Annotated in this window: 21 protein-coding genes and 1 riboswitch; of the genes, 1 reads left to right on the forward strand and 20 read right to left on the reverse strand. The window is 67.0% G+C overall.

What is annotated here, in order from left to right:
* From HMPREF1023_RS13875 to HMPREF1023_RS13930, 11 genes are all read right to left on the reverse strand, one after another.
* On the reverse strand, positions 1-846 hold an 846-nt coding region (locus tag HMPREF1023_RS13875; protein ID WP_232228733.1), incomplete at its 3' end, for a ComEC/Rec2 family competence protein.
* On the reverse strand, positions 834-1,514 hold the full coding sequence (locus HMPREF1023_RS13880; protein ID WP_009307072.1) for a ComEA family DNA-binding protein: 681 nt from the start codon (positions 1,512-1,514) through the stop codon (positions 834-836). The genes HMPREF1023_RS13880 and HMPREF1023_RS13875, both read right to left, overlap by 13 nt.
* A 579-nt stretch (positions 1,515-2,093) precedes the next feature.
* On the reverse strand, positions 2,094-3,311 hold the full coding sequence (gene thiI / locus HMPREF1023_RS13890; RefSeq protein WP_009307073.1) for a tRNA uracil 4-sulfurtransferase ThiI: 1,218 nt from the start codon (positions 3,309-3,311) through the stop codon (positions 2,094-2,096).
* 215 nt (positions 3,312-3,526) lie between these two features.
* Complete coding sequence (locus HMPREF1023_RS13895; protein WP_009307074.1) at positions 3,527-3,787, reverse strand: DNA-directed RNA polymerase subunit omega; 261 nt, start codon at positions 3,785-3,787, stop codon at positions 3,527-3,529.
* Between the two features lie 7 nt (positions 3,788-3,794).
* A complete protein-coding gene (gmk, locus tag HMPREF1023_RS13900) occupies positions 3,795-4,367 on the reverse strand; it encodes a guanylate kinase (protein WP_009307075.1) in 573 nt (190 codons plus the stop codon).
* An 8-nt stretch (positions 4,368-4,375) separates the two neighbouring features.
* Complete coding sequence (mihF, locus tag HMPREF1023_RS13905; RefSeq protein ID WP_009307076.1) at positions 4,376-4,684, reverse strand: integration host factor, actinobacterial type; 309 nt, start codon at positions 4,682-4,684, stop codon at positions 4,376-4,378.
* A 192-nt stretch (positions 4,685-4,876) separates the two neighbouring features.
* Positions 4,877-5,602 carry an orotidine-5'-phosphate decarboxylase gene (pyrF, locus tag HMPREF1023_RS13910; RefSeq protein ID WP_009307077.1) on the reverse strand — a complete coding sequence of 242 codons (726 nt, stop codon included), beginning with the start codon at positions 5,600-5,602 and terminating at the stop codon, positions 4,877-4,879.
* On the reverse strand, positions 5,596-6,495 hold the full coding sequence (locus tag HMPREF1023_RS13915) for a dihydroorotate dehydrogenase (protein WP_035579120.1): 900 nt from the start codon (positions 6,493-6,495) through the stop codon (positions 5,596-5,598). The genes pyrF and HMPREF1023_RS13915 overlap by 7 nt, the downstream gene beginning before the upstream one ends.
* A 171-nt stretch (positions 6,496-6,666) precedes the next feature.
* Positions 6,667-7,476, reverse strand: a complete 810-nt coding sequence (locus HMPREF1023_RS13920; RefSeq protein WP_009307079.1) for a dihydroorotate dehydrogenase electron transfer subunit — start codon at positions 7,474-7,476, stop codon at positions 6,667-6,669.
* 158 nt (positions 7,477-7,634) lie between these two features.
* On the reverse strand, positions 7,635-8,282 hold the full coding sequence (locus HMPREF1023_RS13925) for a phosphatase PAP2 family protein (RefSeq protein WP_009307080.1): 648 nt from the start codon (positions 8,280-8,282) through the stop codon (positions 7,635-7,637).
* Positions 8,283-8,421: 139 nt separating this feature from the next.
* Entirely contained in the window at positions 8,422-9,039 is a 618-nt protein-coding gene (locus HMPREF1023_RS13930; RefSeq protein WP_009307081.1) for a helix-turn-helix domain-containing protein, read from the reverse strand.
* A gap of 311 nt (positions 9,040-9,350) precedes the next feature.
* Here HMPREF1023_RS13930 and HMPREF1023_RS13935 point away from each other — a divergent pair, with 311 nt between their 5' ends.
* On the forward strand, positions 9,351-9,554 hold the full coding sequence (locus HMPREF1023_RS13935) for a hypothetical protein (protein WP_009307082.1): 204 nt from the start codon (positions 9,351-9,353) through the stop codon (positions 9,552-9,554).
* A gap of 81 nt (positions 9,555-9,635) precedes the next feature.
* On the opposite strand, the gene HMPREF1023_RS13940 is transcribed toward HMPREF1023_RS13935, so the two are convergent.
* The 9 genes from HMPREF1023_RS13940 to HMPREF1023_RS13980 form a co-directional block, all read right to left on the reverse strand.
* Positions 9,636-9,959 carry a multidrug efflux SMR transporter gene (locus HMPREF1023_RS13940; protein ID WP_009307083.1) on the reverse strand — a complete coding sequence of 108 codons (324 nt, stop codon included), beginning with the start codon at positions 9,957-9,959 and terminating at the stop codon, positions 9,636-9,638.
* Positions 9,960-9,980: 21 nt separating this feature from the next.
* Positions 9,981-10,045, reverse strand: a riboswitch (guanidine-III (ykkC-III) riboswitch).
* A 124-nt stretch (positions 10,046-10,169) separates the two neighbouring features.
* Positions 10,170-13,406: a carbamoyl-phosphate synthase large subunit gene (carB, locus tag HMPREF1023_RS13945; protein ID WP_009307084.1), complete on the reverse strand. Its 3,237-nt coding sequence runs from the start codon at positions 13,404-13,406 to the stop codon at positions 10,170-10,172.
* A complete protein-coding gene (gene carA / locus HMPREF1023_RS13950) occupies positions 13,399-14,913 on the reverse strand; it encodes a glutamine-hydrolyzing carbamoyl-phosphate synthase small subunit (RefSeq protein WP_035579124.1) in 1,515 nt (504 codons plus the stop codon). Before carA ends, carB begins: the two co-directional genes overlap by 8 nt.
* Before the next feature lie 477 nt (positions 14,914-15,390).
* Positions 15,391-15,579, reverse strand: a complete 189-nt coding sequence (locus tag HMPREF1023_RS16040) for a hypothetical protein (protein WP_227111343.1) — start codon at positions 15,577-15,579, stop codon at positions 15,391-15,393.
* Positions 15,580-16,843: 1,264 nt separating this feature from the next.
* Positions 16,844-18,136 carry a dihydroorotase gene (locus tag HMPREF1023_RS13960; protein WP_009307087.1) on the reverse strand — a complete coding sequence of 431 codons (1,293 nt, stop codon included), beginning with the start codon at positions 18,134-18,136 and terminating at the stop codon, positions 16,844-16,846.
* The gene (locus HMPREF1023_RS13965; protein WP_009307088.1) at positions 18,120-19,064 is read right to left on the reverse strand and encodes an aspartate carbamoyltransferase catalytic subunit; all 945 of its coding nucleotides are present in this window, start codon (positions 19,062-19,064) and stop codon (positions 18,120-18,122) included. Before HMPREF1023_RS13965 ends, HMPREF1023_RS13960 begins: the two co-directional genes overlap by 17 nt.
* Positions 19,065-19,067: 3 nt before the next feature.
* A complete protein-coding gene (gene pyrR, locus HMPREF1023_RS13970; RefSeq protein WP_009307089.1) occupies positions 19,068-19,655 on the reverse strand; it encodes a bifunctional pyr operon transcriptional regulator/uracil phosphoribosyltransferase PyrR in 588 nt (195 codons plus the stop codon).
* A gap of 389 nt (positions 19,656-20,044) precedes the next feature.
* Entirely contained in the window at positions 20,045-20,767 is a 723-nt protein-coding gene (locus tag HMPREF1023_RS13975; protein ID WP_226843997.1) for a hypothetical protein, read from the reverse strand.
* Positions 20,768-20,903: 136 nt separating this feature from the next.
* A complete protein-coding gene (locus HMPREF1023_RS13980; RefSeq protein WP_226844001.1) occupies positions 20,904-21,701 on the reverse strand; it encodes a class B sortase in 798 nt (265 codons plus the stop codon).
* Positions 21,702-21,881 lie beyond the last annotated feature (180 nt).

Genomic DNA, 21,881 nt, shown 5'->3' on the forward strand with positions numbered 1-21,881 from the left:
TCCGGCGCGCCGGGGAACGCGCAGCGCACGCAAGAGCGCGGCTGCGCAGCCGGCGACGATGGACAGGTGCGCCCCCGACACCGCCACGAGATGCGCGAGCCCGCTGGTCTGGTAGGCGGCGTACGCGTCGCCTACCTCGAGGGCGCCGCGCCATCCGCACACGAGCGCGGCGAGCACCGCGGCCCCGTCGTCGGTCCCCTCGTCGGCGATCAGGTCGATCGCGCGATTGCGAAGCCCTGTCAAGATACCGAGGGCGTCGGCACGCTCGCAGCTCACGACTCGGCGCGCCGTGCCTTCGAGCACCGCGCCCTGCCGCCAGCAGTATGCCGCCGACGACCCGCCCGGCGCGGAGAGCGTCGCGTCGGCCTCCAGCACGTCGCCGTAACGCGGAGGGTCCTCGCCTTCCTCGAACCTAAGCCGCACCGTAACGGCTCCGATGTCGGGAAGGTTCGCGCGCGCGAAGCACGTTGCGCCATAAGGGCCCTGCGAACCGTCGGCTGCGACTTCGAATCGCCAACGTCCCGAAAGGCCGTCGCCTTGCAACTGCGCCTCGTGCTGCGCGGCCGCGCACCCGCCTGCGAGCGCGATGCCGAGCGCGGCTCCCAGCAGCGCGGCCCACGCGATCGGCACCGGCAGCCGCCATAGCGCGAAAGCGCATGCGACGCTCGCGACGATGCCGGCCGCGCCGACGGCGAGGCATGCGCCGACATCCCAGGATCCGGATGCGGCCAGCACCGCCGCGCACGATGCCCACAGCGAAAGCGCGCAGGCCAGCACAGGCGGCAGCGCCGGGCGCGGAGGAAGCGCGACCGGTTTGCCCCGCGCGGCGCCCCTCATCCCACGCATACGAGATCGGCCAGATCGGCGAACTTCTTGTCCCCGATGCCGGACACGCGCTTGAGATCCTCCACCGTGCGGAAGGGGCCGTTCGCCTCACGGTCGGCCACGATCTTCTCCGCCGTGGACGGCCCCACGCCCGGCAGCGCATCGAGCTCGGCCGCCGTCGCCCGATTAAGGTCGATCTTGCCGCCCGTCGGCGAAGCAGCCGCCCCGGAGCCCGCATCGCCGCCGTCCACAGCCGCGACCGGCTCCGAGACGGCCTCCTCCTGCGACGGCACGACGATCTGCTCGCCGTCGGCGAGCACGCGTGCCAGGTTGAGCGCGTCGCGGGCGGCTCCGTCGGCGAACCCTCCGGCCGCGTCCACCGCGTCCTGCACCCGCGCGCCCTCCGCCAGCTCTCGCACTCCCGGTTCGACCACGGCGCCTCCCACGTGCACGAAGACGGTTCGCGCCTCCCCGGAAGCGGCGCCGTCCTCGTCGGTACCGTCGGAGGTCGCCGCGCCGTCGTCGCGAGAGAGCGAGAAGCCGTCCGACGTTCCGGCCTTGACCAGCGCTCCTCCCGCCGCGATGAGCACGATGGCCGCGAGCGCCGTCACGCCCACGAGCACCGGCAGGCGCACGCCGGTCAGGTGCGCCTTCGCCCGCCACGACTCCGCCTGCTCTGCAAACCCCATGCCGCCCCCTCGTCCGTCGCCGATTCCTCCCCTTCCATGATAGCGACCTCGACTCACGCGCCGATGGCGCAGATCCAGCGAAACGCGCCGCGTTTTCCAGCGCACCTTCCACGCGTTCCCAACGCCGATTCCACGCGCCGTCGATGCCGATCCAACGCGGTTTCCACCTGCCGCGCCAACGAATCCCACGCGCATATCACGCGCGAGGAGTACCCCGCTTCTCGTCAGCTCTAATACAAGCTGCGCTGGGACCGTCATCCTGATCGGGGCACCGCAGGTCGTCATCCTGAGCGGAGCGCGCAGCGCGGAGTCGAAGGATCCCGTGCGGTGCCAGCCGCGGCGCTTCCAGCTGATGCCGCACGGGATCCTTCGCGTCCCCGCTTCGCGGGGCCTCCCTGCGCTCGCTTCGCGTGCTCGGGAGTTCGACAGTCCGCTGGACTGTCGAATGCTCGCGCTCGCTCAGGATGACAGGGCGAGAGCTGCGCTCGCTCGGGACGACGAAACGGGGCAAGAGAAAGCGGCGCCCCCGAGGTATCTCCCGGGGACGCCGCTTTTGCGAGCTTCTGCAACCGGCCGCGCTCAGGAAGCGCGTTTCTTCTTGGGCTTGTAGGCGGGGCAGGCGTAGTCGCGAACCTCTGCGGCGTCGGCGATCTCGGGCACCCAGCGCTCGATGGGCAGCGCGGCCTCGGCTTCCAACACCACGGGCAGCTTCGCATGCGTCTCCGGACTGCGCGGCATGAACAGCGTGCAGCAGTCGGGCGCATCCTGCGAGGAGATCTCGAACGAGCCCAAACGCTCGGCTTCGGCGATGATCTCCAGCTTGTCGGTGCCGATGAGCGGACGAAAGACGGGCAGGTCAACCGCCGCGTCAGTGCAGCGGATGTTGTCGAGCGTCTGCGAGGCAACCTGGCCTAGGCTCTCTCCCGTCACCAGCGCTCCCGCGCGCTCGCGGCGTGCGATCTCCTCGGCCACCTTGAACATGAGACGGCGGTACATGATGACGCGCAGCTCGGGCGGCACGGTCAGAGCGATCTCGCGCTGGTAGTCGCCGAACGGCACCGTGTACACGCGAGCGATGCAGCCCGTGCGCTCCAGCACCTGCGCGATGTCGTCCACGAGGTACTCGCTGGCATCGGATGTTTGAGGTCGTCCGGAGAAGTGCACGCCTATGCACACCGCGCCGCGCCGCGCGAGCTTCCACGTCGCCACCGGCGAGTCGATGCCCGACGACAGCAGGCTCACGACCAGGCCCGAACTGCCCACCGGCAGCCCTCCCACGCCCGGCAGCGAGCGCGCGTACACGTACGCCGCGTTCTGCACCACCTCGACGCCCACCGTGACGTCGGGCTTCTTCATCTTAACGGACTTCTCGGGGTGCGCGGCGCACAGCGCCGAGCCGATGATCTGGTTCATGTCCATCGAACCCGTGGCGAAATCGGTGTGGTTGCGCCGCGCCGCCACCTTGAACGTGTCGAACTCGCCCGCCTCGGCCATCGCCGCGAGCGCCGCCTCCGTCATCTCGTCGAGGTCGCGCTCGCACTTGAAACCGCACGACACGCGCGCTACGCCCGGCACCTTGCCGATGACGTCGGCCGCCTCCTTCGCGGTGGTCCAATCGGTGCCCTCGCGCAAGAACACGCACAAACGGCCCGCGATGCGATGGATAACGACCACGGGGAAAGGCTTCAGCAGCGCTTCGAGGTTCTTGAGCAACCTCATCTCGAACGCCGATCGGTTGTGCCCCTTGAGCCCGATCTCGTGGTAATGGACCAAGCAGATGCGTTGGAATTCAGTCATGGATATCCTTCGATGCAGAGAGATCGCGCGTAGCGCGAAACGAACACGCAGGTTGGCGCAGCACGTCAGCGAGAAGCCCCGGGGCGCCTTGCAATGCCGCGAAAGCCCGAGGAAGCGTACTTCCGTACGCGACGAGGGCTTGGAGCGGCAAGGCGCGGTGCCTCGGGGCTTCGCAGCGTCGAGCAGTTCCGTCGGCCTACGGCCGACGGAATCTCTTAGTGGTAGTTGACGTCGATGGAGTTAGGATCGTACGACACTTCGCCGCGGGCGATTTCGTTGAAAGCCAGCGACAGCGGCTTCTTGTCGGCCGCGCGCGCGATCTCGACCGCCGTCTGCAGCTGGATGGCGCGGTCGCGCTGGCCGCGCATCATGTCGTTGATGTCGTGCGCGCGCTTGGAAGCGAGCGCGCACAGCAGGAAACGATCGTTGTCGGTCTCGTTCAACAGGACGTCGATCTTCGGTTCGATAATGCTCATATGCGTGTTAACCTCGTATTTTCTCGGCTTGTTCGTTGACGTAGCCCGCTAATGCACGGACAGCTTCGTCCAAATCGTCGTTTACCAGCCGTATATCATACTCCATTTTACGGGAAAGCTCCACCCGCGCCGTCTCCATCCGCGTGGCGATGGCCTCCTCCGTCTCTGTTCCGCGGCCGCGAAGGCGCGCTTCCAGCACGTCAAGCGACGGCGGCTCGATGAAGACGAGATGCGCCGAAGGGAACTTGTCGCGCACCTGGAATCCTCCCTGAACGTCGATTTCCAGGATGACCTGATCGCCGCACGCGATGTGCTCCTCGACGGTAGCGCGGGGCGTGCCGTAGCAGTTGCCGCCGTACGTCGCCCATTCCAGCAGGCCGTCCTCGTCGACGAGCTCCTGGAATTCCTGAGGGGACGCGAAGCGGTAGTGGACGCCATCCACTTCTCCCTCGCGCGGCTTGCGCGTGGTAACCGACATGGACGCCCAAGCATCGGGGATCTCGCGCAAAAGACGGGCCACCAGCGTGCCCTTGCCAGCACCCGATGGCCCCGAGATGACGAACAGATTGCCGTGGCGCATAGGTGCGGTTAGCCCAAGCGCTCCAGCAGGGCGGTCTGCTGACGCTCGCCCAGACCGCGCAGACGGCGGCTCTCGGCAATCTGGAGCTCCTTCATGATCTTCTCAGCCTTGGCCTTGCCGTAGCCGGGAAGCGTCTCGATGAGGGTGGAAACCTTCATACGGCCCACGACCGGATCGTTCTTCATTTCAAGAACCTTCTCGAGCGTGAGCTTGCCGGACTTCAGGTCATCGCGAACCTCGGCGCGCTTGATGCGAGCCGCCTTCGCCTTTTCCAAAGCCGCCTGACGCTCTTCAGGGCTGAGTTGAGGAATAGCCATCGTGTTATCTCCTTCTGTTCCAAAACGATTCCGTGATACTATCACGCATTCGCCCACTTCACCTTGTCTTTTCCTACAAATCCTAAAAATTTCAGTGCGTGGTCACACATTCTAGAAGCAGTTGGCTCCTTTGTCGACCATTCGTCGCCCAACCGTCATTTTCCCAGACCGCACGCAAGTTCGACGGGGCGCCTACAGCTCGGCCGCGATGGACTCGAATGCAGCCGCCGGATCGGCCGCCTGCGTGATGGGACGCCCGATGACGATGTGCGACGCACCGTTGGCGAACGCCTGGGCAGGCGTGGCCACGCGGCTCTGATCGCCGCGGTCGCTGCCCGCAGGGCGCACGCCCGGCGTGACGATGTAGGCGTCCGGGCCCAGGATCTCGCGCAGACGCGCAGCCTCCTTCGGAGACGCCACCACGCCGGAGATGCCGGCGCGCTTGGCCTGCTCGGCCAGCACGACCACCTGGTCGGCCATGGCGCGGCTTACGCCCGTTTCGGCCAGAGCCGCATCGTTCATGCTGGTGAGAACCGTAATTCCCAGCGTCGCCGGCGCATCGTGACCGTACTCGGACGCTGCGCGCTCGGCGCCCTTCTGCGCCGCAGCCATCATGTCGACGCCGCCCACCGTGTGCATGGTCAGCATATCGGCCCCGCTGCCGGCCGCGGCGTACGCGGCGCCCTCCACCTGGTGCGGAATGTCGTGGAACTTGAGGTCGAGGAACACCTTGAAGCCGCGCTCCTTGAGCGCGTACACGATGGCCGGGCCGTTCGCGTAGAACAGCGTCATTCCCACCTTCATCCACGTCGCCTTGCCCTGCAGCTGGTCCGCGAGGTCGAAGGCCTCTTCGATGCCGCAGTCGAGCGCCACGATCACGCGATCGCGCGCGGGCACCTCTTCGAACGAACTCACCATTCCAAAGCTCCTATCAGTTGCTGCACGTCTTCGATGCCGTGCCTTTCGCAATACTGCGCCATTCCGTCGATGATTTCAACCGTGGCGTGCGGATTCACGAAATTCGCGGTGCCGACGGCCACCGCCGTGGCTCCGGCCAGCATGAACTCCACCGCGTCGATCGCGCACGAGATGCCGCCCATGCCGAGCAGCGGCACGTCGACGGCCTGGTGAACCTCCCACACCATGCGCAGCGCCACGGGCTTCACGGCCGGGCCCGACAGTCCGCCCACGCCGCGCGCGAGCTGCGGTCGGCGGCGCTCCGCGTCGATGGCCATGCCCAGAAGCGTGTTGATGAGCGACAGCGCGTCGGCGCCGGCCGACACTGCGGCGCGCGCGATCTCGGTCACGTCGGTTACGTTCGGGGTGAGCTTCACGATGAGCGGGCGCTTCGTGGCGGCGCGGCACCGGGATACGACCGCCTCGACGCTGTCCGTGCACGTGCCGATGGTCATGCCGCCCGCATCCACGTTCGGGCACGAGATGTTCACCTCGTACGCGTCCACCGGCGCGTCTTCCAACGCCTCGATCACCTGCACGTACTCGTCGAAACTGTGGCCTGACACGTTCACGATGACCGTCGCGCCGCGCTCGGCCAGCCACGGCAGATCGCATTCCTTCAAGTGCGCCACGCCGGGGTTCTGAAGCCCGATGGAGTTGAGCATGCCCGAAGGCGTCTCGGCGATGCGGGGACTGGCGTTGCCCGCCCACCCGTTCAGCGACACGCCCTTCGTCGTGACAGCGCCGAGGCCCGCCACATCCACGAAGTCCCCGTACTCGCGCCCGGCGGCGAACGTGCCCGACGCCACCGTCACGGGGTTCTTCATCTCCAACCCGCCCAGATTCACACGCATGTTCACCGAAGTCGGAACAGGGCGGCGGGGACACCCCTCCACCAAGCGAGTTCCGCAGCGAATCGAACAGTCCTGCGGACTGTTCGACCGAGCGAGGACTGTCCGAGCGACTGGAGGGGTGTCCCCGCCGCCCGACCGAACAGGTTGCGTTGCGTTGAAGCTATCGCCCATCTACCATACCACCTTCCGCGCATCGAACACGGGGCCGTCGACGCAGGCCCGCTGCTTGCCGTCCACCGTGTCCACCACGCACGACAGGCATGCTCCCACGCCGCAGGCCATGCGCTTCTCCATGGACACCTCGCAGGGCACGCCCGCCTCGGCGGCCATGCCGGCCACGATCTTCATAAGGGGCTCGGGGCCGCACACGGCCAGATAGTCGTACGGCTCCCCCGCTTCTGCAGCTTCCGCGAGCGCTTCGGCGACGAGCGAGGTGCAGAAGCCCTCGCGTCCGAAGCTGCCGTCGTCGGTGGCGCAGCGCGGCGGCTCGTCCAGCAGCGCCTCGTAGCGGCCGCGACACGTGAGCGCCGCCTCGGTCTGCGCGCCCAGCACCACGTCAGTGCGCACGCCGGCGCTAATCAGACTCTCGCACAGCATGAAAAGCGGCGCAGCACCCACGCCGCCGCCCACGAGGAGGGCGCGACGCGCGTTCGCGGGAGGCTGCCACCCGCGGCCCACCGGCCCGATGAGCTCGGCGCCGGAGAGGTGCTCGGCTCGCTCGGGCTCGATGCGCGTCATGTGGTCGGTGCCGAAGCCCACCGATTGGTAGAGCACCTCGAGCGTGCCGGCCGCCGCATCGCGCGCGTACACCGAGAACGGGCGGCGCAGGATGTGCGCCTCCATACTCGGCACCTTCATGTGCACGAACTGCCCCGGCTCGATGCTCGCCGCGATATGCGAGGCCGCGAGTTCCATGAGGTAGAGGTTCGGGCCGACTTCCTCGTTGGCGAGGATGCGGGCCCGCTCGTTGACGAGTGCCACATTCGTCCTTTCACTTTTCGCCGCCGCCCGTGCGAGCGCGGCGCGCGTTTTCGTCTCTCGGCCGACGATTGTATCATCTGCGCGCGCTTCATGCGGCTGACAAGCCAAAATGCAGGGAATGTGCACGCCGGGACGACGGAAGGAGCGAACGGCGGGGCCTACCGCCTGCGTCGCACGGGAGCACAGGCGTGGCGAGGCCGCGCGAATCGGCGCTCCCCGTACCGGCGGAACGCGAACGACACGAGCAGCTGCGCTGCGACGGCCGCGAGCGCGCCCACGAGAAGGCCGGCCAGCACGTCGGTGGGATAGTGCACCACGAGATAGCAGCGGGCAGCGCCCATGACCAGCATGACGAGCGAGCCGCCCAGCACTGTCTTCCAATTCCGATACGCCAGCATGAGCGCCGCCATCGCCGCCGAGGCCGCGGTCATGTGCCCGGAGGGGAACGAGAACCCGTCCTCGGGCGCGGCGCCGGCGAAGCGCCACCAGTCGAGGAAGAGCGCGGACGACTCGAACGGCCGCGGCCGCGCGACGAGGTCCTTGAGCACGATGTTCGTGGCGAGCGCGCCCAGGCAGATGGCGACGAACATGACCGTCCCGGCACGTCGCGTGCGTTTGAACACCATAAGCACGAAGGCCAGCGCGAAGAAGCATGCGCCCTTCTCGCCTACGAAGCTCACCGCCTCGAACAGGGGCGTGAGCGCGAAGCCCCCACATTCTGCGAGCGCATGCAGCGCCCCCAAGATCGTCGCATCGAACGCGGCGAACGTGTCGTTCAGCCACGCGGCCATCAGGGTTGTTTCCATCGAACCGTCCTTTCGCCTCACGGATGCTGCGGATCCCTTGCGGGTCCGAGCCTCCATGAAACGACGCGCGCCTCCCGGCGGCAAGCCACGATGCGTCGCACGGGCGACACGGTGCGTGACCTCCGCAGCCGACCAGGGGTTACGAGCGCAGAATACGGTAGCCGACGACGACCTTCGCCAGGAGCAGCACGAACATGAGCGTTGTGGCGTAGGGCTGCATGGTGGAGGCGAACAGGACGACGGCCAGCGCCTGCACCGCGAACCCGACGAGGGCGACGATGCGGGCCGCGCGGCGCGAGCCCGCAGCTGCCAGCACGATCTCCACCGCGCCCACGAACATGAGCGAGACGACGGCCGCCGCCATGACGGCGAACGACGCGCCGAAATCCACGGACGCGCCGTAGTCGGCCAGGTTCGCCATGCGCACGAACGAGCCGTCGTCCACGCCGTATAGCGGAATGAACGCGAACACGACGGCCAGCACGTCGAGCAGGCCGAACGACAGCATGCCGCTGCTGCGCGCCGTCGAGCGGCGCTCGTCGCGGGCGAGCACGATGAGGTCGTCGGTGGACAGGAGGTCGTCCACCGACACGTCGAACAGGCGCGCGACGGCCTGCAGCGAGTCGAGGTTGGGCGAGCCGCCGCCCGTCTCCCACTTCGACACGGCCGTGCGCGACACGTACAGCCTGGCGGCAAGCTGCTCCTGGGTCAGGCCGCGCTCGGTGCGCAGCGCTTTCAGCTTCTCTCCGAAATCCATGGGACGCGCCCCCTTTCAGGCTCCCAAGATGGCTGAGCCGCATCGCTCCGGCAAGACACGATTCGTGTCATCGCCCGTCCACGCAGGTCGCAGGCTTGCGCGCGACTACGGCGATCGTCGGGCTCACCTCGTCGAGAGGTGCGCCAGCCGCGTCGCCGACAAGCTCCGCCTTTTCGAAGCCGGCTTCTTCGAGCTCCGCCGAGAGCGTTGCAGGCGCTCCTTCTTCGACGGTTCGTCAGCATTCGAAGCGATCATTCTACCATCTGATATCATGCTGTTTCCGAACATGACGCCGCGACCGAAGGAGCACCGTGGAGAAGCTGCCGCCCATCGAGAAAGTGTACGAGGCATGGTCCGCCGTCGCCGACAGACGCGTCGAGCTGCATCCCGACGAGCGCGGCCTCGATGCCGATCGAGTCGAAGCGTCGGCGCGGGAAGCCTACGACGCGCTGGGCGCGCTCGACATAGCCGTCAAACGAGGGTCGGCCAGACCGCCGAAGTCCTCGAAGGCGTGAGGGAGAATTCTGATCGAGCGAGGGCGCGTCAGCCGATGCGCCCTCGCTTCTATGTTTCCGCACGTTGAATTCCAAGCGGCATCAAGAGCCGTCGTGGACGAGCTTGAGACCGATGACGCAAGCTATGAGGCCGATGATGAGCAGCACTTTCGCCACCGATACGGGCTCTGTTCCCGAGAGCATGCCGTAGGCGACCGTGAGCGAGGCGCCGATGCCGACCCAAACGGCGTACGAGGTGCCCGTTGGCAGCGTTTTGACCGCGTAGGACAAGCCGACCATGCTCAACGCCAGCGCAACCAGGAACACGATCGAAGGCGCTAGCCTGGTGAACCCCTCCGCGCGCCCGAGCGCCGTGGCCCACACCGCTTCCAAGACGCCCGATACGATAAGAACGACCCATGCCATGAGAAGACCCCTTTCGTAGGTTATGCGCCGTCTTTTCGATCCTGGTACGGCTGCCCTCGTCAGGGAATCATGCGAAACGATGAAACGCCTTCAGTGTAGCAAACCGGAGGCGCATCGGAAATCGGAAGCCATCGCCTTTTCGCCCGGAAAACACGGTTCCAGGTGCGATTCCGTGTTTTCCGGGCGACGATGCGCGCAGAACGCGGCGCGTCAGCGCGAAAGCTCCCACTGGGGCAGGTCCTGCAAGGCCACGGCCGTGAGACCGCCGAGGCGGGCCACCTCCATGCCGGCCACCATGGCTTGGGCGCCGGCGAGGTTCGTCACGTGGGTCACGCCGTGCTTCACGGCCTCGAGGCGCAGCTCGTAGCCGTCGGCGCGCGTGGCGTGGCCGAACGGCGTGTTGATCATGAGCGCGATGTCCCCGGCGGCGATCATGTCGCGCACGTTGCCCTCGCCCTCGTGGATCTTCCTCACCTGCTCGCACTCCACGCCGGCCGCCCGCAGCGCGCGGGCCGTGCCGCCCGTGGCCACGAGCTGGAAGCCCAGGCGCGCGATGTCGCGAGCGATGGGCACGATGGCGCGCTTGTCGCGGTCGCACACGCTGACGAACACCGTGCCGCCCTCGGGCAGCGCGTAGCTGATGGCCAGCTGCGTCTTCGCGAACGCCGCCGGGAAGTTGCGCGCGATGCCCATGACCTCGCCGGTGGACTTCATCTCGGGGCCGAGCACCGTGTCGGCGCCGGGGAAGCGGCCGAAGGGCATGACGGCTTCCTTCACGCTGAAATGCTCGAGCCGGCGGTCGTCGGGCGGCATCCCTAAGTCGGCCAGCTTCTCCCCCGCCATGATGCGCGCGGCGACCTTCGCCAGCGGAACGCCCGTCGCCTTCGAGGCGAACGGCACCGTGCGGCTGGCGCGCGGGTTCGCCTCGATGATGTAGATGACCTGGTCTTTGATGGCGAACTGGATATTGATGAGCCCCACCACGCCCAGGCGCAGCGCCAAGCGGCGCGCGATGGCGCGCAGCTGCGCCTGCACGGCCTCGGACAGCGCGAACGGCGGCGTGCAGCAGGCCGAGTCGCCCGAATGGATGCCCGCCATCTCGATGTGCTCCAGCACGCCGCCCACGAACACCTGCTCGCCGTCGCAGAGCGCGTCGAGGTCCACCTCCACCGCGCCTTCGAGGAAGCGGTCGAGGTACACCGGGTGGTCGGGCGAGATCTTCGCGGCCTCCGCCATGTATTTCTCTAGCTGGGCGCCGTCGTAGACGATGCCCATGCCGCGCCCGCCCAGCACGTAGCTGGGGCGCACGAGCAGCGGGAAGCCGATGCGGTCGGCCACGACGCACGCCTCTTGGTACGTGGAGGCCATGCCGGCGGCCGGGTAGACGATGCCCAGCTCGTCGAGGACGGCGGCGAAGCGGTCGCGGTCCTCGGCCAGGTCGATGGCCTCCGGCGAGGTGCCCATGATGGGCACGCCGGCCGCCGCCAGCGCGTTCGCCAGCTTGAGCGGCGTCTGCCCGCCGAAGGTGACCACCACGCCGTCGGGCTGCTCGACGTCGACGATGTCCATGACGTCCTCGAACGTGAGCGGCTCGAAGTACAGCTTGTCGGACGTGTCGTAGTCGGTGGACACCGTCTCGGGGTTGCAGTTCACCATGATCGTCTCGAACCCGGCCTCGTGCAGAGCGTAGCTGGCGTGCACGCAGCAATAGTCGAACTCGATGCCCTGGCCGATGCGGTTCGGCCCCGCGCCCAGGATCATGGCGCGCCGCCGCGTCTTCGGCGCCGTCTCGGTCTCGTCGGCATCGTAGGTTTTGTAATGGTAGGCCGTGGCGCTGGGGAACTCGGCGGCGCAGGTGTCCACGGTCTTGAACGCAGGCCTCACGCCCAGCATCTTACGGCACGTGCGCACGGTGAGCTCGTCGGATCCCGTGAGGCGCGCGATCTGCGCGTCGGCCAGCCCCATGCGCTTGAGCAGGCGGAACGCATCGGCATCGAGTTCGTCCAGCGCCATGCCGCGCAGGTTCTCCTGCACGCGCACGATGTCGGCCATGCGCGCGACGAAGAAGGGGTCCACGCGGCTCGCCGCGCTCGCGCGCTCAACCGTCCAGCCGCGACGCAGCGCCTCGGCCAGGTAGAAGATGCGCTCGGCTGTGGGACGCGCCACGAGGTCTTCCAGCGCCTCGTCGGACGCGTCGGCCTCGCCGCCTTTGCCGTCGGCTCCCAGGCCCGCGCGCCCGTTCTCCAGCGAACGCATGGCCTTGCCGAGCGATTCCTCGAACGTTCGGCCGATGGCCATGACCTCGCCGACGGCCTTCATGCGCGTGGACAGCGTGTCGTCTGTGCCCTGGAACTTCTCGAACGCGAAGCGCGGCACCTTCACCACGCAGTAGTCGATGGACGGCTCGAAGCAGGCGGGCGTGGCCTTCGTGATGTCGTTCACGATCTCGTCGAGCGTGTAGCCCACGGCCAGCTTCGCGGCCGCCTTCGCGATGGGGAAGCCCGTGGCCTTCGACGCGAGCGCCGAGGAGCGCGACACGCGGGGGTTCATCTCTATGACGATCATGCGGCCGTTTTCCGGGTTGACGGCGAACTGCACGTTGGAGCCGCCGGTCTCCACGCCGATCTTCTCGAGGATGGCCAGCGACGCCGCGCGCATGCGCTGGTACTCCACGTCCGAGAGCGTCTGCGCGGGCGCCACCGTGATGGAGTCGCCCGTGTGCACGCCCATGGCGTCGAAGTTCTCGATGGAGCACACGATGATGCCGTTGCCGGCGCGGTCGCGCATGACCTCCATCTCGTACTCTTTCCAGCCCTCGATGCTCTCCTCCACCAGCACCTCGCCGGCCGGCGACAGCTCCAGGCCCTGGCCCACGATCTCGTGCAGCTCGGCCGCGTCGTGCGCGATGCCGCCGCCCGCGCCGCCCAGCGTGAACGAGGGGCGCAGCACCACGGGGTAGCCGAGCTCGGCCACGATGTCCTCGGCGTCGGCGATGGAATAGGCGTAGCCGGAGCGCGACGTCTCGATGCCAAGCTCCGCCATGCACTCGTTGAACTGCTTGCGGTCCTCGCCGCGCTCGATGGCCTCGAGGTCGCAGCCGATCATCTCCACGCCGTACTTGGCCAGGATGCCGGCGCGCGCGAGCTCGACGGCCGTGTTGAGCCCGGTCTGGCCGCCCAGCGTGGGCAAGAGGGCGTCGGGGCGCTCCTTCGCGATGACCTGCTCGACGAACTCCACGGTAATGGGTTCGACGTAGGTGCGGTCGGCCAGGCCCGGGTCGGTCATGATGGTGGCGGGGTTGCTGTTCACGAGCACCACGCGATAGCCGTCGGCCTTCAACACCTTGCAGGCCTGCGCGCCCGAGTAGTCGAACTCGCACGCCTGCCCGATGACGATGGGGCCGCTTCCGATGACGAGGATGGTTTGGATGTCTTCGCGCTTAGGCATGGGAGGCCTCCTTCCCTTCGGCGAACGACCAGCCGGCCAGGCGATCCTCGGCGATGTCGATGTCGAGGTAGTTTGCACATTCGCGCGGGTCAGGCAAGGTCAGCGAGGGCGCGGCTGGTGCCCCAGATTGCCCTGATGCAAGGCTGGACTGGACTTCTGTCCGTCCAGCCGCAGCAGAAGGGCAAGATAGGGTGCCAGCCGCGGCCGCAGCGTCGGCAACGCCGCCGTTCGCCAGAACGGCGGAATCCATCAACCGCGCGAACGCAGCGAACAGGTAATGGGCGTCGGTAGGACCCGGCGAGGCTTCCGGGTGGTACTGCACGGAGAACGCCGGTATATCGAGGAACGCGACGCCCTCGGCCGTGCCGTCGTTGAGGTTCACGTGCGTGAGCTGGATGCGTCCGAAGCGCTCGTTTTGCACCACCGGCGCGACGCCGCGGCGCGCCCAGCAGCGCAGGTCGTCCTCGTGCGTGCAGACGCCGGCCGACAGCTCCGGCACGAGCGCGCCCAAACTGGGGAACACGAGGCCGAAGCCGTGGTTCTGCGCGGTGATCTCCACGCGGAGCGTGCGCAGGTTCATGACGGGATGGTTGCCGCCGCGGTGGCCGAACTTGAGCTTCTCGATATCCGCGCCCGCCGCCTTGGCGATCATCTGGTGCCCCAGGCAGATGCCGAACACGGGCACCTTCCCCAGCAGCTGCTCCACCTGGGCGTACGTGCCCTCGACGGCTTCGGGGTCGCCCGGGCCGTTCGACAGGAACACGCCGTCGGGAGCCATGGCCAGCACCTCGGGCGCCGGGGTGTCCCACGGCACGCAGGTCACGTCGCAGCCGGCGCGCACGAGGTTTTCGAGGATGGAGCGCTTCGCTCCGCAGTCGTAGGCGACCACTTTGAAGCGCGGCTCGGGAGGCGCGGCGAGCGAGAACGCCCGCGAAGCCGGCAGGTCGTCGGCCGAGAAGCGGCGCGGACGCGCGCACGACACCGTGGAGGCCAGGTTCTGCCCGACGATGGATGCGCTCGCACGCACTTTCGCCAGAAGGCTGGCCTCGTCCACGTCGACGGTGGACAGCACGGCCCGTTGTGCGCCGCAGTCGCGCACATGGCGCACGAGCGCGCGGGTGTCCACCCCTTCGACGGCCACCACGCCGTGGTCGCGCAGGTAGTCGGGCAGACCCTGCGCGCTGCGCCAGTTCGACGGCGTCGCGCACAGGTCGCGCACGACGAGGCCGCGCAGGGCGGGCTCGTCCGCCTGCGCGTCGTCCACGTTCACGCCGTAGTTTCCGATCTGGGGATACGTCATCGTCACGATCTGGCCCGCGTACGACGGGTCGGTTATCACCTCGAGGTAGCCCTCGAGCGAGGTGTTGAAACAGACCTCGCCGAACACCTCCCCCGCCGCCGCGCACGACGTGCCGCGGAACACGGCGCCGTCCTCCAGCACGAGCGCCGCGGGCGCGCCCGCGGGCTTCGACGTCCCCTGCATCAACCGCTTCGAAATCTCGCTCAAGCTTCCATCCTTCCGTTCGGGCAACGCCCCTACAAAAAAGCGCCTCCATCTGATGTGGGAGGCGCACGGATGCAGGGTGTATGTTGCGCACCTTGTCGGTCTCTCCGTACCGCCCTTAAAGGTCGAAGCGTAGTATACGCCTATAACGAGTTTTATCGATTAGAAATGCAATATTTTCTCTTATTCAAGTAATTTTATGCAATTACAAGAAACGATGCCGAAAGACGCGCACAGCTTCCGACCGTCGGACGTTCTATCCCGTCGGCGGCCGGCGCACGCGTGCCGAAGAAGCGGCGTGCCGCGTGCGATTCTTCCCGCAATGTTGCGTTTTTTCGGACCGTATCGGCATGCATCGAAAGTAATCATTGCAAACTGCCTGATCATCGTCTCGCGCTCTTCCGCGTCGATGAGAACGCCCCGTCAAACGCAACATTCCTGTGATAATCGCACATCGAGGCCGCACCTACGGCGGCCGGCCTAGTCGTAGCCCACCGGAAGCCCGAGCTGCCGCCGGAGCCGCAGCTTGCGAGCATGATAGTCCGACACGCGCACTTGCACGCGCTTTCCCAGGAGCCGACGTATCGTGTCGGCTATCGCATCGGTTGCAGCCAGGCTGTCCAGCTCGTCGTTCGTGACGCCTACGACCGTCCAGCCCATCGCCATCAACGCGTTCGTCCTTCTAGAATCCCTGATACGGCTTTCCTCCCCTTCGTGCATCTCCCTGCTTTGGTACTCCACGTCGAGTTTCGCATCCGGCCAGCAAAGGTCGCAACGAAAACTCGATCTGCCGGAAGTCGTGCGGGCTCCTGCGATTGCCTTCACCTCGTAATTCATCCTCGGGATGCCCAAGCCGTACCCGCCGTACGATGTCGGCAAGCCCAACACGAGCGCCTGCTTCGTCTCCCTCGGAGAAGCCGAACCATCCGCCAGGTACGGCAGGACGCGCGCCACGATCCGAGCGCCCGCGATGGAAGGGTTGAGCGAAACGAAGCTGCGTAGAGAACGCATCGTCATCAAAGGAGGCACCTGATACGCAGGAGCAGTCGACGTTCGCCGAGTGCGATAGGTTCCGCAAAGCTCGTAAGCAAGTTCAAGCAGATCGATCTTGTTTTTCGCTGACGGAGCCGCCTGAACGCAGGCAAACGGCGCACTGCATACGCCAACTCCGTCCGACAGCCGGAGCAAGGGCTTCCCACGCATCTGCCGTGTGCACACGTGCGACACGCGACGCGAAGTGGAGCGGCATCTTGAAGCCGCTCCCAGGAGAATATGGACGGGACGCTCGATCGATAACCCAGGGCGATCGTTCTCAATGCGCTTGACGACCTCTTCGAGCTCCCGCGCACTCGGCGCACGAGCGGGAAGCCGCCACGCCGTGTCGCCAGACCCTGCAAGCTCCCGCGCGTCGATCGCCCTCAACACCTGAAAAGCCGTTTGATGGGAGAAGCAAACCTGCATAGGTTCCATTGGAGCCTCCTCGTCTGCCCTGGGCTGCGAGGATCTTGCAGACGTGGTACTAGGAAGCGAGGGCCCGGCTTCCTCCATGGGCTGCTTCAAAAAAGAAGAGCGCCTGCACTGGCTCGATAAGGAGATGATTTTATCACGCAGTGCCCGCCCGGATGCCCGATATTTCCCGTAATGTTGTGAAAGAACGCGCATCAATCGGACATTCTCCAGCAGTTGCGTTTGCAACCAGGGAAAACGCGCAAAAGCACTCAGGATCGCCCTTCTTCTACCCCCGCAACGCAACATTGCAGGAAGAATCGGGCATCTGGAACCGCAGCGGACGACCTGCGCCGCCTAGTCGGCTCATCGGAGCGTTTCTTACGCCACGTATGGCCATCGGGCGCACCGGGCATCGCGCAGAACGGCCCCGCATCGTTCGCTCGATGCGGGGCCGCGTGGTTCGAAGATCGTGCAGGGCTCGACCCTACTCGACGATGGCGCCGTCCTCCATGGTGGCGTAGCCGCCCACGTAGACGTCGGTGGCGCGGCCGGTCAGCTCGGCGCCGAGGAAGCCCGAGTTCACGGCCTTGGACTGGAAGTCCGCGGCGTCCACCGTCCAGGCAGCGTCCGGGTCGATGACCGTGAGGTCGGCCGTCGCGCCCGGCTCGAGGGCCACGCGCTCGACGCGAAGGATCTCGCGGGGGTTCACGGCCATCAGCTCGACGGCGCGCTCCCAGCTGATGACGCCCGGCGCAACCAGGTTCGTGATGACCAGCGAAAGCGCCGTCTCCAGGCCGATCATGCCGAAGGGCGCCAGCTCGAACTCGGCGTTCTTCTCGAAGTCGTTGTGCGGCGCGTGGTCGGTGACGATGGCGTCCACCGTGCCGTCCTTCACGCCCTCCACCAGCGCGGCGGCGTCCTCGGCCGTGCGCAGCGGCGGGTTCACCTTGAGGAAGGTGTTGTAGTCGTCGCCGATGGCGTCCTCGGTGAGGAACAGGTGGTGCGGCGTGACCTCGCAGGTGACCGGCAGGCCCTCGGCCTTGGCGGCGCGCACCAGGTCCAGGCCGCGCGCCGTGGTGAGGTGCTGGATGTGCAGCGGGCAGCCGGTGAGGCGGCAGATAGCGATGTCGCGGGCGATCTGGATCTCCTCGCCCTCGGCCGGCCAGCCCAGCATGCCCAGGCGCGTCGACACGACGCCCTCGTTCACCTGGCCGGCGCCGACGAGGTCCTCGTCCTGGCAGTGGCTCATCACCACGCGGTCGAACTGCGCGGCGTAGTCCATGACGCGGCGCATCATGCCCGCGCCCTGCACCCCGCGGCCGTCGTCGGTGAAGGCGACGGCGCCGTGCGCCACCATGTCGCCCATCTCGGACAGCGTGTCGCCCTTGAGCCCTTGCGAGCAGGAGCCGGCCACGTGCACGCGGCACTTGCCCACGGCCGCCGCGCGAGCCTTCACGTACTCCACGCCCACGGCGTTGTCGATGACGGGCTTCGTGTTCGGCATGCAGCACACCGCCGTGAAGCCGCCGTGCGCCGCGGCGCGCGTGCCGGAGGCGATATCCTCCTTCAGCTCGTAGCCGGGCTCGCGCAGATGCACGTGGATGTCCACGAGGCCGGGAACGACGATCTTGCCGCCCAGGTCGCGCTCGACGCCCTTCTCCATCGTCAGGTTCTGGCCGATCTCGACGATATTCCCGTCGCGCACGAGAATGTCGGCCGTTTCGTTCAGACCGACCTGCGGGTCGATCACATGGGCGTTCTTAAGCAGTAAGGCCATCTTCGCTCCCTCCGAGCAGCAGGTACATTTCGGCCATGCGGGTCAGGATGCCGGCATAGACCTGATCGAGAATGACCGAGCGCTTCGGGTGGTCGGCCATGTAGCTATCCAGTTCGACGCCGCGGTTGATGGGGCCGGGGTGGCAGATGAGGGCGTCGGGCTTCATGAGGTGCTCGCGGTCCTTCGTGAGGCCGTACAGCATGTTGTACTCGCGCAGCGACGGATACGGCGCGCCCTCGAGGCGCTCGCGCTGGATGCGCAGCATGTACACCACGTCGAGGTCGGGCAGCGCCTCGTCCAGCTTCGTGGTCACGTGGTCGGCGCCCAGGATGTCGGGGCGCGCGGGCAGCAGCGTCGGCGGCGCGACCACCGTCACCTCGCAACCCATGATCTTGAGCGCGGGGATCAGGCTGCCGCACACGCGGGAGTGCCCGATGTCGCCCACGACGCCCACCTTGAGGCCGTTCAGGTCGCCCTTGACCTCCCAGATGGAGTACAGGTCCAGCAGCGCCTGCGTGGGGTGCTGGTGCTTGCCGTCGCCTGCGTCGATGACGTGCGCGCCGGAGACGTCGGCGATCTTGCGGGGCACGCCGGCGTGCTTGTCGCGCACGATGATCATGTCGATCTTGTAGGCGCACAGCGTCTCCACCGTGTCCACGAGGCTCTCGCCCTTCACCGTGGAGGTGGAGCTGCCGCCGAAGTTCAGGCTGTTGGCACTCAGGCGCTTCTCGGCGATCTCGAACGAGGAGCGCGTGCGGGTGGACGGCTCGTTGAACATGTTGACCACGGTGACGCCCTTGAGCGTGGGCACCTGCTTGATGCGGCGCTCGTTGACTTCCTTGAAGCGGACCGCCGTTTCCAGAACGGTCATGATGTCGTCGGCGGAGTACTCCGTGATGTCGATCAGATGCTTGTGATTGAAGGCCATGCCCTATTCACCTCCCAGCGGTGCCGAACCCGCGCGGGAGCCCGGAGCGATTTCCAGTATCTCGACCTCGGACTTGCCGTCCGCCTCTTCCAAGAACAGGCGCACGTTCTCGTCGGAGGAAGACGGGACGTTCTTGCCCACGAAGTCGGCGCGGATGGGCAGCTGACGATGGCCGCGGTCCACGAGGACGGCCAGCTGCACCGTGGAGGGACGGCCGATATCCATGAGCGCGTCGAGCGCGGCGCGGATGGTGCGGCCGGTGTACAGCACGTCGTCGACGAGCACGACGTCCTTGCCGTCGAGGTCGAAGAGGATGTCGGTGGAATGCACCTCGGGCGAGAGATGCGTCGCGAAGTCGTCGCGATAGAAGCTGATGTCGAGCTTGCCGAGCGGCACCTTCGTGCCCTCGATGGCCTCGATCTTCTCGGCCAGGCGCTTGGCGAGCAAGTCGCCGCGCGTCACGATGCCGACGAGCGCGATGTTGCCCGCGCCCTTGTTGGTCTCGAGGATCTGATGCGCGATGCGCGTCAGCGACCGCTCGATCTCGTCTGCGTCCATGCAGACGGTCTTGACCGTTCCTGCGTCGTTCATACACACCCTTTCTTGACGTCGAGTGCGTACAGACGGACCTGCTCTCCGCCGGGTTCCGCGCCCGCTCCGGCGATGCCGGGCGTCCGCGTCGCCCCCGAGTTGGCGGCGTCTGCGCGAGGGCATGAAAAAAGCCTCCGCGACAGACAAAGGCTTCGACTCGTCGCGCTCTTGTTCGGGTGAGCGCTTGGGGTTCTACCTTGTCGGTCTCTCTGTACCGCTTTTAAAGGACTGGAAGCAGTATATTCGGTTCGGAGCCGATTTGTAACCCCTTTTATGCAGAAACTTGCGAGAATATGTATAAGGCGAGGTCGCGCAAGCGCCTATGCGGCCGCCTTTCGACGACCGGGCGGGCGAACCTTGCGGCACGCCCGCCCGACGATGAGCATCGGTTACTTCGCGAGCTTGCGGCGCAGCGCTAAGGCCACGACTCCGGCGGCGGCCAGCATGGCGAAGGAGGCGCCCGCCAGCGCGCCGGCGTCCATGCCGGTCTTGGGCGAGGTCGCGCCCGTGTCGGCGCCGGACGGCAACGCAGCCGACGTATCGGCAGCAGGCTCGTTGGCGGCCGGTTCGTCGACGTCCGCCTTCGAGGGGACGAGCGTCATGACGAAGTCGGCGCTGTAAGAGGCATCGCCTTCCTGGTCGCCGAGGTTGAACATCTCGGACGTGAAGTTGAAGCTGCTCTGGTCGACGGCTCTCGTCACTTCGAACGTCTTGGCGATGCCAGCGCTTCCCGCGCTCGGCTTCACGTGCACCTCGAGCTTGTTGCAACCGGCGTACTGGCCGCCCGCGAGAAGCGCCACGCCGAAATCGATCTTCTTGGTCGCGTTCTCGGCAACGACCCTGAACGAGGGCATGCCGTCCAGCGCGTCGTCGGCCGTCTCGCTCGTAGCGATGACGGCGAACGAAGACGCCCTCGCCTCGCCAGAGAGGACGCACGAGCCGTCTTCGTTCGACGCGCTCTCCTGCCACGGCCCGATCGAGCGGGCCGCGGCCGACTCCTGCGCGGTCGCCTGATCCGCCGTCGGCTCAGCCGCCTCGTCGGCCCACGCGAGCGCGGGGAGCGCGCACGCGAGCATCGCAGCGCACAAAAGCGCGGCCAGCTTCTTCTTCATATCAGCACCTCTCTCGTCGATGCGCCTACCCGAAGGCGCAAGCATTCCACAGCCACCTCATGCTAGAGCATGGAGACATGCCGTTCGACCCCTTCGACGAAAGAGGCTCCGCCTATTGCGAAAGCGGGGGCGCAGCTCACGCAGCAGGCTTCTCGCCCACGAGCACGGCCGTAACGATATAGCGCACCGGGTCGCTGGTCAGGGCCGAGCGGCAGGTGCTGAGCTGCACGATGCGGTCGTCGGCATCGAGCTGCGCGCCGTCGCGCACGTTCGCCTTCGGGTCGTCGGGCGCGAGCACCGATGCGAAGTAGCCCGTCCGCACGGCGGGGTCGGAGAAGTCGAACGAGTTGAGGATGTGCCGGTCGTCGTACTCGTAGGCCGCCACCACCTCGTAGGCGAGGATGCGATCGGGCAGGTAAACGTACAGCTCGGGGTTGTCGGCGAAGAACGCCGGGTCCTCGTAGGCATGCAACGTGGCGAACATCGCGTCGTTCACGATGTTGTGGCCGTACAGCACGGTGACGGGATCGGAGAAGTCGGTCGCGTTCGCCATCTGGGAAAACACCGCGCCTTCGACGGCCGGCTCGCCGTAGCGGTCATGATCGAGGTAGAAGAAGTCGTCTCCCGGCCGCTGGAGCACGGGAAGGTTGACGTTCGTGTTCGGCACGTAGAGCCACGCGTAGACGTCGGGGCTCTCCCGGCGCAGCGCCTCAAAGTCGATAGGATTCTCCGCCGGCTCGTCCGCAGGCGCGTCGTAGGCGCGCTCCACCGCCGGCAGCGGCTCGCGCTCGACCGCGCGCACCGCATCGGCCGCCTGCTGCCGTTGCCAGGCGAGATAGCCGAACCCCGCCGCCGCCCCGGCGAGCAGCACCGCCAGCAGCACGACGAGCGCCATCGCGCCCGGATCGCGCCGTACACGCCCGGAATGTCTCAAAGGAAGCCCTTTCTCGCTCGGGCGCGCCTACGCGCCGCGCGCCGTCTGGGCAATTCAAAGGCAACCGGCGGGCGCGGTCAAGGCGCACGGCGAAACCGGGCGCGTGCACGGCGAAACCGGATGGATCGCCCGCAGGGGCCGATCCCCCTACCCCGTGACGCGCTCGGAACGCGACAGGAC

Source organism: Eggerthella sp. 1_3_56FAA (genome assembly GCF_000185625.1).
Classification (GTDB): Bacteria; Actinomycetota; Coriobacteriia; order Coriobacteriales; family Eggerthellaceae; genus Eggerthella; species Eggerthella lenta.

Coding starts and splice junctions, on each gene's coding strand:
- HMPREF1023_RS13915 (WP_035579120.1), bottom strand. CDS start 6,495: ATGCGTGTGAATCTGGGCGGGTTGGAGATGAAGAACCCCGTGACGGTG.
- HMPREF1023_RS13880 (WP_009307072.1), bottom strand. CDS start 1,514: ATGGGGTTTGCAGAGCAGGCGGAGTCGTGGCGGGCGAAGGCGCACCTG.
- HMPREF1023_RS13965 (WP_009307088.1), bottom strand. CDS start 19,064: ATGGCCTTCAATCACAAGCATCTGATCGACATCACGGAGTACTCCGCC.
- thiI (WP_009307073.1), bottom strand. CDS start 3,311: ATGACTGAATTCCAACGCATCTGCTTGGTCCATTACCACGAGATCGGG.
- carB (WP_009307084.1), bottom strand. CDS start 13,406: ATGCCTAAGCGCGAAGACATCCAAACCATCCTCGTCATCGGAAGCGGC.
- HMPREF1023_RS13960 (WP_009307087.1), bottom strand. CDS start 18,136: ATGGCCTTACTGCTTAAGAACGCCCATGTGATCGACCCGCAGGTCGGT.
- gmk (WP_009307075.1), bottom strand. CDS start 4,367: ATGCGCCACGGCAATCTGTTCGTCATCTCGGGGCCATCGGGTGCTGGC.
- HMPREF1023_RS13940 (WP_009307083.1), bottom strand. CDS start 9,959: ATGGCATGGGTCGTTCTTATCGTATCGGGCGTCTTGGAAGCGGTGTGG.
- pyrF (WP_009307077.1), bottom strand. CDS start 5,602: ATGGTGAGTTCGTTCGAAGAGGTGCCCGCGCGCGATCGCGTGATCGTG.
- pyrR (WP_009307089.1), bottom strand. CDS start 19,655: ATGAACGACGCAGGAACGGTCAAGACCGTCTGCATGGACGCAGACGAG.
- HMPREF1023_RS13895 (WP_009307074.1), bottom strand. CDS start 3,787: ATGAGCATTATCGAACCGAAGATCGACGTCCTGTTGAACGAGACCGAC.
- HMPREF1023_RS13930 (WP_009307081.1), bottom strand. CDS start 9,039: ATGGATTTCGGAGAGAAGCTGAAAGCGCTGCGCACCGAGCGCGGCCTG.
- HMPREF1023_RS13925 (WP_009307080.1), bottom strand. CDS start 8,282: ATGGAAACAACCCTGATGGCCGCGTGGCTGAACGACACGTTCGCCGCG.
- HMPREF1023_RS13975 (WP_226843997.1), bottom strand. CDS start 20,767: ATGAAGAAGAAGCTGGCCGCGCTTTTGTGCGCTGCGATGCTCGCGTGC.
- mihF (WP_009307076.1), bottom strand. CDS start 4,684: ATGGCTATTCCTCAACTCAGCCCTGAAGAGCGTCAGGCGGCTTTGGAA.